This window comes from Mesorhizobium sp. INR15, assembly GCF_015500075.1.
In the GTDB taxonomy this organism is placed as follows: Bacteria; Pseudomonadota; Alphaproteobacteria; order Rhizobiales; family Rhizobiaceae; genus Mesorhizobium.
In genome coordinates, this window is the sequence record NZ_CP045496.1 from 1,349,977 (window position 1) to 1,364,582 (window position 14,606).

Here is a 14,606-nt window from a genome sequence, read left to right on the forward strand (position 1 = left end):
ACTCAGTTCTTGATCAACAGGCTGACGGCTTCAGCCATTGCCCGGTTGCCCTTGCCGCCGGGATGCAGGTGGTCGCCGGAATCGAATTCCGGGAGCAGGCGTGTCGGATGCGCGGGATCGCGGAGCAGCAGGTCAAAGTCGGCCACCGCATCGAAGGCGCCGCTGGTCCTGATCCAGGTGTTGACCTTCTGGCGCAGGGCTTCCTTCTCAGGCGTGTAGTAGCTGTCGAGCGGGGTGCCGCTCAGCGCTCCCTCGAAGGGTGTCAATGTGCCGCCGATGATGATGAGATTGTGGGCATGCGCCTGGGCGGCGAGTTGCAGATACCCGTCGGTGAGCGCGGAAAGCGTGGGAAGTGTTTTTTCCGTGACGAAGGGCGTGCCGGGCCAGCTGATGTCGTTGATGCCGATCAACACGACCACCGCCTTCGCGCCCGGCTGCGCCAGCACGTCGCGGCCAAAGCGCGCCGATGCCTTTACGCCCATGGCATCACTCAGCAGCCTTGCGCCCGAAATGCCCGCGTTCAACACTGCCATGCGCATTGGCGCGAGGCGCTCGGCCAGCAGGTCTGGCCACCGGTTGTCGGCGTCCAGCGAGGCGCCATTGCCGTCGGTGATTGAATCGCCGATGGCGATGACGGCGCCATCATTTTCGCGAGTATCGATGAGGATTTCGTTGAGCAGGATGCGGGCGTCGGTGGTCTGCGCGGAGGTCACAGTCTCCGAGGCCGTCTGATTGCCGCTGCCGATATAGGCGGTCTGCTTGCCGTCCCAATGGAAGGTGGAGATCGGCGTTGCCTGTGGCAGATATATGGAGACCGAGAGGCTGCTCAAGGCGTCGAGAGGCAGATCCACCGGGTCGCTGATCAAAGGCGCGCCGGCGGGGATTGTTGCTTTCGCCTCGCCGCCGAAGGTCAGTATGCGATCCGTGCCGGCGATGATTTTCGAACCCTCGCCGGCGATCGCCGCGTGAGCTTCGCCGATGTCTATCGGCACATTCGCATACTCGTTTGAAAGAACGATGCGGAACCGCTTGCCGCCAACACTGATCCTGGCCGTCTGGCGAATGGTCTGGTTCTCAAGTTGCGGTGCGATCTTCACCGGCAAGGCGAAGTCGGGTCCCCATGTCGGCTGGGAGCTGGCGAGCCAGGTGCCGACCCAGGCTGGTTTTTCGCCTGACGAGGCCGGGCCGGCCGCCAACGAGGCCACCAAGGCGAGGGCAATGAGTGTCAGGTGTTTGGCTGCAAGGGTATGGCGAACTGAATTCATCATGACGGTCTCTCCTCTCGGGGTCTGCGTTCGGGTCTTTCGAGGGTGGATCTGCGCGGCCGTTACTCTATCGAGGCGGGTCCGGCAGCTGCCGGGATCAGCCGCTCTTCTTGCCTGTCCAAATGCAGCGCCAGTCCCGCCACGGCGAGTGCCGCGAGTGGCAGCAAGGCTGCGACCCAGGTGAGTGCACCGAGGCCGAGACCGTGGGCGATGACCGCGCCGCCAAGCCAGGCGCCGGCGGCATTGCCGAGATTGAAGGCGGCGATGTTGAAGGACGAGGCGAGGCTCTGGCCAGCGCCTTGCGCCTTTTCCAGCACCCACATCTGCAACGGCGCCACGGTGGCGAAAGCGGCGGCGCCAAGCAGCCCGACATAGATGACCGCCATCACCTGATTGTGGACAGCGAAGGTCATGGTGCCGAGCACCAGTGCCAGCACCACGAGGCTGCCGAGAACGGCTGGCACCAGCCAGCGGTCGGCAACCTTGCCACCGAGCAAATTGCCGGCGATGAGCCCGCCGCCGAAGACGAGCAGGATCGGCGATACGGCTGCTTCGCTGAAGCCGCTGATCTCCGTGAGCACGGGTGCGATGTAGGTGAATACGGCGAAGACGCCGGCATAGCCAAGCACGGTGGTGGCGAGACCGAGCAGGACAGGCGTGCGGCGAAGCACGGCGAGATCGGCGCTCAGGTCGCTCTTCTCGGGCGCCGTCCGGCTGCGCGGCACCAGAAGCAAGATGACGGCGAAGGCCGCTAGGCCGACAAGCGTTACCGCCCAGAAGGTCGCCCGCCAGCCGAAGGCCTGGCCGAGCCAGGTGCCGAAGGGGACGCCGAGGATATTGGCGATGGTCAGGCCTGTGAACATCAGCGCGATCGCCGAGGCCTTCCTGTTGGGTGCGACCAGCCCGGTGGCGACGACGGAGCCGACGCCGAAGAAAGTGCCATGGGCAAAGGCGGTGATGATGCGGGCGCCCATCAGCGTCCAGTAGTCGGGCGCCAGCGCACAGGCGAGATTGCCAAGCGTGAAGATCGCCATCAGCGCAAGCAGCACGGTCTTGCGTGGCCAGTTGCCGGTCGCGATGGTCAGCAGGGGCGCGCCGATGACGACGCCGAGCGCATAGCCTGAAATCAGCTGGCCGGCGGCGGAGATCGAGACGCCGAGGTCTTTGCTGACATCGATGAGCAGGCCCATGATGACGAATTCGGTGACGCCGATGCCAAAGGCACCGGCTGCGAGGGCGTAGAGAGCAAGGGGCATCGGGGTTTCCACTTCGGCGACGAGCGCCATCCGCGCCCTGACCCGGAAGATCGTGCCGCCACGCACTGTGAACCAGACTTGTCTCAGGCATACTTTCTGTGAAATAGATTCACAGATGGCCAGGCCTGACATCAACCGCTCCGGCGAGATCGAAGTGTTTACTCGCGTTGCCGCGACGGGCAGTTTTTCGGCCGCGGCGCGCGAACTGCGCATGACGCCATCGGCGGTCAGCAAGCTGATCGCGCGGCTGGAGGCGAGGCTCGGCGCGCGGCTGGTCAGCCGCTCGACACGCCGGCTGCAGCTCACGCCGGAAGGGACGGCTTTCTACGACAGCGGCCTGCGCATCCTGGCCGACATGGCAGCGGCCGAGCGTGAGGCTGCTGCGGGTGCCGCGCCACGCGGACGGCTGCGGGTCAACACCTATGTCCCGTTCGGGGTGCATCGGCTGATCCCGCTGATGCCGCGGTTCCTCAAACGCTACACGGAAATTTCGGTCGACCTGGTGCTGACCGACAGCGTCATCGACCTGATGCAGGAGCGTGCCGACATTGCCATCCGCGCCGGGCCGCTTGGCGAGTCGCGACTGGTGGCGCGCAAGCTCGGGCAAAGCCCGGTCGTCGTCGTTGCCGCGCCATCCTATCTCGAGGCGCATGGCGTGCCTCGCATTCCCGCCGATCTCGAACATCATAACCGCATGGGCTTCGGTTTCGTGCGGCATGTCGATGGCTGGCCGTTTCACGACGAGGCCGGCAACACCATCATCGTGCCGATCACCGGGAATACTCTGGTCAGCGACGGTGAGGCGATGCGGCTGATGACGCTGGCCGGGGCAGGCATCTCAAGGCTGGCGCGCTGGCATGTCGCGTCCGACATTGCCGCCGGTCGGCTGGTGCCGCTGCTCGAGGCTTTCAATCCCGGCGATGAGGAGGCGACCCATGCCGTCTATGTCGGGCAGGGCCGGCACTTGCCGGCGCGGGTGCGCGCCTTTCTCGACTTTCTGGCTGAAAACGCACGGCTGATCTGAGGCGGGTATCTCGAGAACCGCCCGGCTCCCGAGATACCTGTGTCTGACAGGCAATTATGCTTTCGGCGTGAACGGAGCCGGGCGCCGGCCCGCCGCCTGGCGTTCCAGCATCCAGCCGGGATATTCCGCCGGCAAGGCGCTGACCGCGTCGAGACGGACGAGATCGTCAGTGTCGAGTTTCACCTGGGTTGCGGCAAGGTTCTGTTCGAGTTGTTCCATCCGGCTGGCGCCGATGATGACGCTCATGACGAAGGGCTTTGCCAGGACATAGCCGAGCGCCACGGTGGCGACGCTGACATCGTGCTTCCTGGCAATCTCGCGCATGACGGCAACGGCCGCCCAGGCGCGGTCTTCGTTGACCGGAGGGAAGTTGAAGCTGGCGCGGCGGCCTTCGCCATTGCCCGGCGCGCCGGGGCCGTATTTGCCTGAAAGCAAGCCGCCGGCCATCGGCGACCAGACCATCAGCCCAAGCTTTTCCTCGTTGAGCAGCGGCACGATCTCACGCTCGAGGTCGCGGCCGGCGATCGAATAATAGGACTGGACGGTCTCGAAACGGGCAAAGCCCTTGCGGTCGGCGATGCCGAGCGCCTTGGCGATCCGCCACGCCGCCCAGTTCGAGACGCCGACGTAACGCACCTTGCCGCTGGCGACGAGATCGTCGAGCGCCCGCAAGGTTTCGTCGATCGGCGTCACTGTGTCCGTGCCATGCAACTGGTAGAGGTCGATATGGTCAAGCTGCAGCCGCTCCAGGCTGGCGTCGACCGAATCCATGATGTGGCCGCGCGAGGAGCCGCGCTGGTTCGGGCCTTCGCCCATGGCGCCGTGAGCCTTGGTGGCAATGACCACGTTCTGCCTGTTGACGCCGAGGTTCCTCAGCGACTGGCCGAGCAGGCGTTCCGACTCGCCGAAAGAGTAGACGTCCGCCGTGTCGAAGAAATTGACGCCGGCAGCGATCGAGTGGCCGACGATCTCGTCGACGCCTTTCTGGTCGAGACTGGCTATCAAGCCCCATTGGGCATTTTGCCCGGCGGCGCCGAAGGTCATGGTGCCGAGGCAAAGTTCGGAGACGAACATCCCCGTGTTTCCAAGCTGATTGTAGCGCATGGTGAAGGCTCCAGAGCAATTGTGATGACGTCAGGCAAATAAGAACGGTACGTTTCGTTTCAAGTCTTGGCGCAATTAATCTAATGAGTTGGACCAGCCTGCCAGCGGTTACCGGCTGCCGAAAATCGCCGAGCCGACCCTGACGCTGGTGGCGCCGAAGGCTATTGCCGTCTCGTAGTCGCCGGACATGCCCATCGACAGTTTCTCGATGCCAGCCTCCCGCGCCAGTTTTTCCAGCAAGGCGAAATGCGGCCCCGGGTTTTCATCCGCCGGCGGGATGCACATCAGGCCCTCGATGGCGAGGCCATGGACTTCGCGGCAGCGGGCAACGAACGCGACGGCGTCGCGGGGCTCGATGCCGGCTTTCTGAGGTTCGGATCCGGTGTTGACCTGGACGTAGAGTTTCACCATCCGGCCCTGGCGGAAAATCTCCCTGGCGAGTTCGACGGCGATCTTCTCACGGTCGACCGTCTCGATGACGTCGAACAGCGCCACGGCTTCCTTTGCCTTGTTCGACTGCAGCGGGCCGATCAGATGCAGTTCGATATCCGGAAAAGCCTGCTTCAGGTCAGGCCATTTTCCCTGCGCTTCCTGAACGCGGTTCTCGCCGAAGACGCGCTGGCCAGCCTCGATCACCGGACTGATATCGGCAGCGTCGAAGGTCTTGGAGACCGCCACCAGCGTTACCGCACCGGCCTCGCGCCGTGCCTCCTGCTCGGCGGCGGCGATCTTCGCCTTGACCGCGAGAAACTGCTGAACGGCGTCGCCCATCTCTAAATCCTGCTGTTTTGACCCGCGTTTTTGTCAGACGCGATACCCATATGGTTGACGGGTTTGCCAAACCATGGTGAACACCCGGACCACATTCCTGAACTGCCGAGCTGTCGCCCGCAGTCCGCGCATGCTTTTAAGTGAAAAACATCCCATGGCAACCGAACGATACAATCCGCGCGCATCAGAGCCCAAATGGCAGAAGGCCTGGGACTCCAGGAAGCTGTTCGAGGCACAAAACGACGATCCGCGTCCGAAATATTACGTGCTGGAGATGTTTCCCTATCCCTCCGGGAAGATCCATATCGGCCATACCCGCAACTATACGATGGGCGACGTGGTGGCGCGCTACAAGCGGGCCAAGGGCTTCAACGTGCTGCATCCGATGGGCTGGGACGCCTTCGGCATGCCTGCCGAGAATGCGGCGATGCAAAACAAGGTTCATCCCAAGGAGTGGACCTATCAGAACATCGCCACCATGCGCGAGCAGCTCAAGGTCATGGGCCTGTCGCTGGACTGGGCGCGCGAATTCGCCACCTGCGATGTCGACTATTACCACCGCCAGCAGATGCTGTTCCTCGACTTTGTCGCGAAGGGGCTGGTGACGCGCAAATCCTCCAAGGTCAACTGGGACCCGGAGGACATGACCGTGCTCGCCAACGAGCAGGTGATCGACGGGCGCGGCTGGCGCTCTGGTGTACTGGTCGAGCAGCGCGAACTGACGCAGTGGTTCTTCAAGATTACCGACTTCGCGCAGGACCTGCTGGATTCGCTCGAAGGCCTCGACGAGTGGCCTGAAAAAGTGAAGCTGATGCAGCAGAACTGGATCGGCCGTTCGGAAGGCCTGCTGGTCCGTTGGCCGCTGGCGACACCGGCCGCCGGCGAGCATGAGTTGGAAGTCTACACGACCCGGCCCGACACCATTTTCGGCGCGTCGTTCATGGCAATCGCCGCCGATCATCCGCTGGCCAGGAAGGCCGCCGAGGACAATCCGGCGCTGGCGAAGTTCATCGAAGAGGTCCGCCACATGGGCACCTCGGTGGCGGCGCTGGAAACCGCCGAGAAAAAGGGTTTCGATACCGGCATTCGCGTCGTCCATCCGTTCGACGACAGCTGGACGCTGCCTGTTTACGTCGCCAATTTCGTGCTGATGGAATATGGCACCGGCGCCATCTTCGGCTGCCCGGCGCATGACCAGCGCGATCTCGACTTCGCCAACAAATACGGCCTGCCGGTGGTGCCGGTGGTGATGCCTGACGGCGAGAACGCCTCGACCTTCCAGGTCATCGACGAAGCCTTTGTCGATGACGGCGCGATGATCAATTCGCGTTTCCTCGACGGCATGACGCCGGATGCTGCTTTCAATGAGGTCGCAAAACTGCTCGAGCAGAAGACCATAGGCAACCGGCCGATGGCCGAGCGCAAGGTGAATTTCCGCCTGCGCGACTGGGGTATTTCGCGGCAACGTTATTGGGGTTGCCCGATCCCGATGATCCATTGCGAGGATTGCGGCGTGGTGCCGGTGCCGAAGGCCGACCTGCCGGTCAGGCTGCCGGACGATGTCGAGTTCGACCGGCCAGGCAATCCGCTCGACCGTCATCCGACCTGGGGTCACGTCACATGCCCGCAATGCGGCAAGGATGCGCGCCGCGAAACCGACACGATGGATACGTTCGTCGATTCGTCCTGGTATTTCGCCCGCTTCACGGCGCCCTGGGCGCATGAGCCGACCGACCCCAAGGCGGCCAATGAATGGCTGCCGGTCGATCAGTATATTGGCGGCATCGAGCATGCGATCCTGCATCTGCTCTACTCGCGCTTCTTCACTCGCGCTATGCGCGAGGCCGGCCATGTCGATCTGGCGGAGCCGTTCAAGGGCTTGTTCACGCAAGGCATGGTCGTGCACGAGACCTATCGGATCGGCACTGCGTCAAACGGCCGCTGGCTGGCGCCGACCGAGGTGAAGTTCGAGGACGTCGACGGCAAGCGCCGCGCCATTGAAATCGCTACCGGCGAGTTCGCGGCCATCGGCCCGCTGGAAAAAATGTCGAAGTCGAAGAAGAACACGGTGAGCCCGGAAGACATCACCGATGGCTACGGCGCCGACACCGCGCGCTGGTTCATGCTGTCGGATTCGCCGCCGGAGCGCGATGTCGAGTGGACCGATGATGGCGCCGCCGGCGCGCATCGCTTCATGCAACGCATCTGGCGCTTGGTGTCGACAGCCGCCGAAACGCTGGCCAAGGTCAAGCCGGAGGCGGCAAAGGATGGCGAGGCCGGCATCGTCTCCAAGGCCGCGCACAAGATCCTGAAGGCTGTCGGCGAGGATATCGAGAAGCTCGCCTTCAACCGCGCCATCGCCCGCATCTACGAGCTGGCCAATGCGCTGACCACGCCGCTCAACGAGGCAGCCGAAGGCAAGGCAGATGCGGCGCTGCAAGGCGCTTGCCGCGAGGCCGTCGACATCCTGGTGCACCTGATCGCGCCGGTCATGCCGCACCTGGCGGAGGAGTGCTGGGAAGCGCTCGGCGGTACCGATCTGGTGGCCGAACGGCCCTGGCCGGTCTTCGATCCGGCGCTTGTCGTCGACAACGAAGTCACCTATCCGGTGCAGGTCAACGGCAAGAAGCGCGGCGATTTGACAATTGCCCGCGACGCGGACCAAGGTGCGGTCGAAAAAGCGGTTCTGGCTCTCGACTTCGTGCAGAAAGCACTTGAAGGTAAGGCTCCGCGCAAGGTGATCATCGTGCCGCAGAGGATCGTCAATGTCGTTGCCTGATCCAAACAAGACAGACGTGCCGCGTTTGCTGCGCGCGATAGCGGTTTCCAGCCTGATCGGCACGCTGGCGCTGGTGTCGGCATGCACGGTGCGGCCGCTTTATTCCAATGCGCCGCTGTCGGCCGGCTCGCAGAGCGCCAATGCCGAACTGGCCTCGATCGCCATCAAGCCGGTCAAGACGCGCTACGCCCAGCAGGTTCGCAACAACCTGATCTTCGGCTTTGGAAGAGGTGCTGGTGAACCAGCCTCGCCAGCCTATTCGCTGGACCTTGGGGTGACTGAACTGGTCGAATCCGCTGCGCTCGTGCAGGTCGGAACCGATCAGGATGAGCCGACTGCCGGTTCGGTGATGCTGACTTCAACGTATACGCTGAGCGATGCCAAGACCGGCGTCGTCATTGCGACCGGGAAGCGCTCGATCACCTCGTCCTTCGACAGGCCGCGCCAGGAATTCGCTTCCTACCGTGCACAGATCGACGCCGAGAATCGCGCGGCAAACGAACTGGCCAACGCACTTCAGCTTTCCATCGCTCAGGATCTGGCCAAGCACGGCAAGGCTGGCTAACGCCGTTCATCGTTTCGAGGAAACGCAGATCGCTTTGTCCCGTGCGGGACGGCGTTGTTTTGACGCGCGAATCGTGTCGCCGGCATGGATGCTCTGAGGCCGCTCCCCTGGCTTGTTCATGGCGGCCAGCACGACGCGATTTCTGCCCAAGAATCTTGCGCGATCGATCCGTCGGGAAGCAGCTGTTAACCACTCGCTCCCTATTGCTCAGCAGACATTGCAGCGTGAGTCTTGAGCATGGAATCCAAGCGTTTTCCTCGGGTCAATTCATGGAAGCCAGCTTCATCGGATGATCCCGAGGTAGGGCGTCTGGACGGCCCGAGCAGCAAGGCGGATGGCCCTCGCTCTGGCGTCGCCAAAGCGGGTTCACCGCCGCCGCACCTTGACCTCGGCGGCAATGAAAGCCCCGCCTGGCAAGACTATTTCTTCCTGGCGCCCAATGTGCGGTTTACGCGCACGCCGGACTATGAACCCAGCCCACGCCATCCGCCGCGCGACCAGATTGCCGCCGAGCAAAGTGAACCGCTGGCGCAGTCCGTGCCGCAAATAACCGCGCGATCGCCTTCGGCATCGCCTGCAGCCTCGTCCTCGCCGATGAAAAACCAGGGTCCTGCTGCAGGTGTTGCTCGCCCGCCCGTCGCCAACCGAGTCATCGCACCGGCCCCTGTCTCCGTTCCAGTTGGACATGCCGGCGAAAAGGCGCGGGCCGCTGTGCCAGCTGGCGTGAGAACGGCCCTGACGGCACGGACATCCATCCCGCCGGCGTCCGCCCAGGGAAGGGTGGTGACACCGGCCAAAGCGGCGGGCCGCGAGACCGCGCGCTGGCCCTATCTGTCGGATCACGTCTTCTTCGAGCTTATGGCGCCCTACATGGTCGAAGGCCCGTTGCCGGTGGCTCAGGCCGCCCCGGCTCCGCGCCCGAACGCGCCGGCCGTGGCCGGGCGGGTCGACAAGCGTCGGGCTCCCGTGGCCGACCCGACCTCGTCGTTTCGTGTCATCGAATGCCTTCCCGGCCAGCAAGCATCGCCAGCCTTGCCGGAGGTCCGCCCGGCCAACTCGAATGACGCCGCGCTTCAGCCCGCAGCGACCAGCGCGCCACGGCAAGCTGAGCGGCCGGTCATTGCTCCCGCTATCGCGCGCACCGCTGTTCCGACGCAGGCCGCGCAAGGCGTGGAGGAGGCAGGGCTGGCTCAGGCCGGGCGTCTGACCTCGCCGCTCCCCATGGTCGGCAAAATTGTGCCGGCCACCACCGGCGAGGCTTATGAGCTTCCCTCGGCGGAGCTGCTGCAACAGCCGCCGGAGGGGCAAGGCTTCTACATGTCGCAGGAGCGGCTGGAGCAGAATGCCGACCTTCTGGAAAGCGTGCTCGAGGATTTCGGCGTGCGCGGCGAGATCATCCATGTTCGGCCTGGCCCCGTCGTTACGCTCTACGAATTCGAGCCGGCGCCGGGCGTCAAATCCTCCCGCGTCATCGGGCTCGCCGATGATATCGCCCGCTCCATGTCGGCGATTTCAGCACGCGTTGCCGTCGTGCCCGGCCGCAACGTCATCGGCATAGAGCTGCCGAACGAGACACGCGAAACCGTCTATTTCCGCGAGCTGATCGAATCGCAGGGTTTCCGCAACACCAGCTGCAAGCTGGCGCTTTGCCTCGGCAAGACAATCGGCGGTGAGCCTGTCATCGCCGAGTTGGCCAAGATGCCGCACCTGCTCGTCGCCGGCACCACCGGCTCCGGCAAGTCGGTTGCCATCAACACGATGATCCTGTCGTTGCTCTACCGGCTGAAGCCGGAGGAGTGCCGGCTGATCATGGTCGACCCCAAGATGCTCGAGCTCTCTGTATACGACGGTATCCCGCATCTGCTGACGCCTGTTGTCACCGATCCCAAGAAAGCCGTCACCGCGCTCAAATGGGCCGTGCGCGAGATGGAGGACCGCTATCGCAAGATGGCGAAGCTCGGCGTGCGCAACATCGATGGCTACAACGAGCGCGCCGCCGCGGCCCGAGACAAGGGCGAGACAGTCGTCATGACCGTGCAGACCGGATTCGAAAAGGGCACTGGCGAGCCGCTTTTCGAACAGTTGGAAATCGACATGGCGCCGATGCCCTATATCGTTGTCATCGTCGACGAGATGGCCGACCTGATGATGGTCGCGGGCAAGGAGATCGAAGGCGCGATCCAGCGTCTGGCGCAGATGGCACGCGCCGCCGGCATTCACCTGATCATGGCGACGCAGCGTCCCTCGGTTGATGTCATCACCGGCACGATCAAGGCCAATTTCCCGACCCGTATTTCCTTCCAGGTGACATCCAAGATCGACAGCCGCACGATCCTGGGCGAGCAAGGCGCCGAACAGCTGCTTGGCCAGGGCGACATGCTGCACATGATGGGTGGCGGGCGTATTTCCCGCGTCCACGGTCCCTTTGTTTCCGACGCGGAGGTCGAGCATGTGGTGGCGCATCTGAAGGCGCAGGGCCGCCCCGAATATCTGGAAACCGTGACGGCTGACGAGGATGAAGAAGAGGTCGAAGCCGACGAGGGCGCGGTGTTCGACAAGGGATCGATCGCGGCCGAAGACAGCGATGCCATCTACGACGAGGCGGTCAAGGTGGTGGCGCGCGACAAGAAGTGCTCGACATCCTACATCCAGCGCCGCCTGGGCGTCGGCTACAACCGCGCCGCGTCGCTGGTCGAGCGCATGGAAAAGGAAGGCCTGGTCGGCGCGCCCAACCATGTCGGCAAACGCGAAATCATCATGGGCCGGCGACCACAGATGGCCGCGCCTGACCATGACGGCGCGGATTGATCAGCAATTGCCGTGGCGACCACAGCGTGCAAAAAGGGCCGGTTTCCCGGCCTTTTTCTATCAGGGGCACTGAGCCGATCGCCTTATCAGCCGATCGTCTGGCCGGTCTTCGCCCAGTCGGCGAGGAACTGCTCCAGGCCCTTGTCGGTCAGCGGGTGCTTGACCAGCGCCTTTAGGGTCGCCGGCGGCGCCGTTACCACATCGGCGCCGATCAGGGCAGCCTGCTTGACGTGGTTCACGGTGCGGACCGAGGCGACGAGGATCTCGGTCTCGAAATCATAATTGTCGTAGATCTGGCGGATTTCCTGGATCAGCTCCATCCCGTCGAGGCCGATATCGTCGATGCGGCCGACGAAAGGCGAGATGAACGAGGCGCCGGCCTTGGCGGCAAGCAGCGCCTGGTTGGCGGAGAAGCACAGCGTCACGTTGACCATGCGGTTCATCTCGGTGCGGATCGTCTTGCAAGCCCTCAGGCCGTCGAGCGTCAGCGGCACCTTGATGCAGACATTGTCGGCGATCTTGGCCAGAACCTTGGCTTGCTGCATCATCTCGGAATATTCGGTGGCGGTGACTTCGGCCGAGACCGGGCCCTTGACGATGTCGCAGATCTGCTTGGTGACATCGGCGATCTTGCCGCCGGATTTGAGGATCAGCGACGGGTTGGTGGTGACGCCGTCGAGCAGCCCGAGATCGTTGAGCTCACGGATATCCTTGACGTCGGCGGTATCGACAAAAAATTTCATGGCGGGTCTCCTGACGATTTCGTCGTGCTGGGGAGGGCACGTTCAGTGTTGCTCTTTGATCTAGACCAAAGTCGGGGCAAGGTCACGCACATCATGATGGAAGATTCGCCCTTTGTCGCGGCCGCCCCCGTGCTGGTGCCGATGCCGGCCGAGCGCCCCTATACCTATGCGGTGCCTGCCGGCATGCGCGTGGTGCCGGGCTCGATCGTGCGCGTGCCGCTCGGTCCGCGCCAGGTCGCGGGCATTGTCTGGGACGGCGTCGTTGAAAATATCGACGCCAAAAAGCTGCGGCCGATCGAGCAGGTTTTCGACTGCCCGCCGATCGACCGCGCCATGCGGCGCTTCGTCGACTGGGTGGCGCAATACACCCTGTCGCCGCCCGGCATGGTGGCGCGCATGCTGCTGCGGGCACCGGAGGCTTTCGATCCCGAACCCTGGATCGAAGGGCTGCAGCGCACGCTTCTGGCCCCCGACCGGATGACGGGCGCGCGAGAGCGGGTGCTGGAGACGGCGGAGGGCGGGCTTGCCTGGACGCGCTCCGGACTGGCGCACGCGGCCGGCGTGTCGTCGACGGTGATCGACGGGTTGAAGGCGCAAGGCGTGTTCGAAACCGTGATGATCCCGCCACGGCCGGTGGTGGCCGCGCCCGATCCAACTTACGCCATACCCGAACTGATGCCGGACCAGAGCGATGCAGCGCTGATGCTGCGCGCCAATGTCGCGGCCGGCGTGTTCAACGTGGCGCTGCTCGACGGCGTGACCGGGTCAGGTAAGACCGAGGTCTATTTCGAGGCGGTGGCAGCGGCGCTCGACCAGGGCAAGCAGGTGCTGATCCTGTTGCCGGAGATCGCGCTGACACATGCTTTTCTCGAACGTTTTCAGCAGCGCTTCGGCGCCAAGCCGGGCGAATGGCACTCGGATCTGCCGCCAAGAATGCGCGAACGAGTGTGGCGTCAGGTGGCGGAGGGCGGCGTGCGTGTCGTTGCCGGCGCGCGGTCGGCGCTGTTTCTGCCGTTCAAGGAGCTTGGCCTGATCGTCGTCGACGAAGAGCACGACCCCGCCTACAAGCAGGAAGACCGCGTCTTCTACAATGCACGCGACATGGCGGTGGTGCGCGGCCATCTCGGCAGCTTCCCGGTCGTGCTGGCGTCGGCGACGCCATCGGTCGAAAGCCGGGTCAACGCCCAACAAGGCAAGTATAACAGAGCGGTGCTCTCCGCCCGCTTCGCCGAGGCGGCACTGCCCGATCTCAAGACGGTTGACATGCGGCGTGCGCCGCCGGCGCGGGGCGGCTTCCTGTCGCCGGTGCTCCTCGACCATATGCGCCGGACGCTGGAGAGGCAGGAACAATCCCTGTTGTTCCTTAACCGGCGTGGCTATGCGCCGCTGACCCTGTGCCGGGTCTGCGGCCACCGCTTCGGTTGCCCGGTCTGCTCGGCATGGCTGGTCGAGCATCGTTTTCGCGGCCAGCTGGTCTGCCATCATTGCGGCCACAATGAGCGCCGCCCCGAAGCCTGCCCGGAATGCGGCACGCTCGATCATCTGGTGGCATGCGGGCCGGGCGTAGAACGCATCGCCGAGGAGGTTGTCTCGCATTTCCCCGAAGCGCGCACCATCGTGCTGTCATCAGACTTGATGGGCGGCGTGCGGCGGCTGCGGCTGGAACTGGAAGCCATCGCCAATGGCGAGGCCGATATCGTCATCGGCACCCAGTTGGTGGCCAAGGGCCATAACTTTCCCAACATGACGTTGGTCGGCGTTGTCGATGCCGATCTCGGCCTTGCCAATGGTGATCCGCGCGCGGCGGAACGCACCTTTCAATTGCTCAGCCAGGTGACCGGCCGCGCCGGCCGAACCGGCAAGAAAAGCCTCGGCCTGCTGCAGACCTTCCAGCCTGAGCATCCGGTGATGCGGGCGATCGTCTCGGGTGATGCCGAGGCCTTTTACGAACGCGAGATTTCCGAGCGGGAGCGGGCGGCGCTGCCGCCATTCGGCAGGCTGGCCGGCGTTATCGTCAGCGCGGTAACGCGGGCGGAAGCGGAGGGGCACGCACGCGGCTTGCGCCGCGTGGCGCCCGAGGCCAGCGACCTGTTCGTGCTCGGCCCGGCGGAAGCGCCGCTGTCGCTGCTCGGCGGCCGCCATCGCTTTCGCCTGCTGATCCAGGGCGAGCGGCGTGCCGACATGCAAGGGTTCATTCGTGCCATGCTGGCCAATGGACCGAAGCAGCGCGGTTCGGTCAGGGTGCAGGTCGATATCGATCCGCAGAGCTTTTTGTAAGGGCGCGGATGTCG

General features: G+C 64.1%; 10 protein-coding genes. 5 read left to right on the top strand and 5 right to left on the bottom strand.

What is annotated here, in order from left to right; all coding sequences use genetic code 11:
- Positions 1-2: 2 nt before the first annotated feature.
- Both GA829_RS06445 and GA829_RS06450 read right to left on the bottom strand, forming a co-directional pair.
- A complete protein-coding gene (locus GA829_RS06445) occupies positions 3-1,268 on the bottom strand; it encodes an SGNH/GDSL hydrolase family protein (RefSeq protein WP_195177712.1) in 1,266 nt (421 codons plus the stop codon).
- 59 nt (positions 1,269-1,327) lie between these two features.
- Positions 1,328-2,521 (bottom strand): MFS transporter, encoded by a 1,194-nt coding sequence (locus tag GA829_RS06450; protein ID WP_195179542.1) that lies wholly within the window; start codon positions 2,519-2,521, stop codon positions 1,328-1,330.
- Positions 2,522-2,636: 115 nt separating this feature from the next.
- On the opposite strand from GA829_RS06450, the gene GA829_RS06455 reads away from it, so the two are divergent.
- A complete protein-coding gene (locus GA829_RS06455; RefSeq protein ID WP_195177713.1) occupies positions 2,637-3,545 on the top strand; it encodes a LysR family transcriptional regulator in 909 nt (302 codons plus the stop codon).
- Positions 3,546-3,599: 54 nt separating this feature from the next.
- Here the strand turns inward: GA829_RS06455 and GA829_RS06460 are convergent, their stop codons facing one another.
- Together GA829_RS06460 and GA829_RS06465 are read right to left on the bottom strand one after the other, a co-directional pair.
- A complete protein-coding gene (locus tag GA829_RS06460) occupies positions 3,600-4,649 on the bottom strand; it encodes an aldo/keto reductase (protein ID WP_195177714.1) in 1,050 nt (349 codons plus the stop codon).
- Between the two features lie 108 nt (positions 4,650-4,757).
- Positions 4,758-5,420: a YggS family pyridoxal phosphate-dependent enzyme gene (locus tag GA829_RS06465; RefSeq protein WP_195177715.1), complete on the bottom strand. Its 663-nt coding sequence runs from the start codon at positions 5,418-5,420 to the stop codon at positions 4,758-4,760.
- Between the two features lie 154 nt (positions 5,421-5,574).
- Here GA829_RS06465 and leuS point away from each other — a divergent pair, with 154 nt between their 5' ends.
- The 3 genes from leuS to GA829_RS06480 all read left to right on the top strand — a co-directional run bounded on the left by leuS (position 5,575) and on the right by GA829_RS06480 (position 11,572).
- Positions 5,575-8,199, top strand: a complete 2,625-nt coding sequence (leuS, locus tag GA829_RS06470; protein ID WP_195177716.1) for a leucine--tRNA ligase — start codon at positions 5,575-5,577, stop codon at positions 8,197-8,199.
- Complete coding sequence (locus GA829_RS06475) at positions 8,186-8,764, top strand: hypothetical protein (RefSeq protein WP_195177717.1); 579 nt, start codon at positions 8,186-8,188, stop codon at positions 8,762-8,764. Before leuS ends, GA829_RS06475 begins: the two co-directional genes overlap by 14 nt.
- A gap of 237 nt (positions 8,765-9,001) precedes the next feature.
- Positions 9,002-11,572, top strand: a complete 2,571-nt coding sequence (locus GA829_RS06480; RefSeq protein WP_195177718.1) for a DNA translocase FtsK — start codon at positions 9,002-9,004, stop codon at positions 11,570-11,572.
- Positions 11,573-11,658: 86 nt separating this feature from the next.
- On the opposite strand, the gene fsa is transcribed toward GA829_RS06480, so the two are convergent.
- The gene (fsa, locus tag GA829_RS06485) at positions 11,659-12,315 is read right to left on the bottom strand and encodes a fructose-6-phosphate aldolase (RefSeq protein WP_195177719.1); all 657 of its coding nucleotides are present in this window, start codon (positions 12,313-12,315) and stop codon (positions 11,659-11,661) included.
- A 93-nt stretch (positions 12,316-12,408) separates the two neighbouring features.
- Here fsa and GA829_RS06490 point away from each other — a divergent pair, with 93 nt between their 5' ends.
- The gene (locus GA829_RS06490; RefSeq protein WP_195177720.1) at positions 12,409-14,592 is read left to right on the top strand and encodes a primosomal protein N'; all 2,184 of its coding nucleotides are present in this window, start codon (positions 12,409-12,411) and stop codon (positions 14,590-14,592) included.
- Positions 14,593-14,606 lie beyond the last annotated feature (14 nt).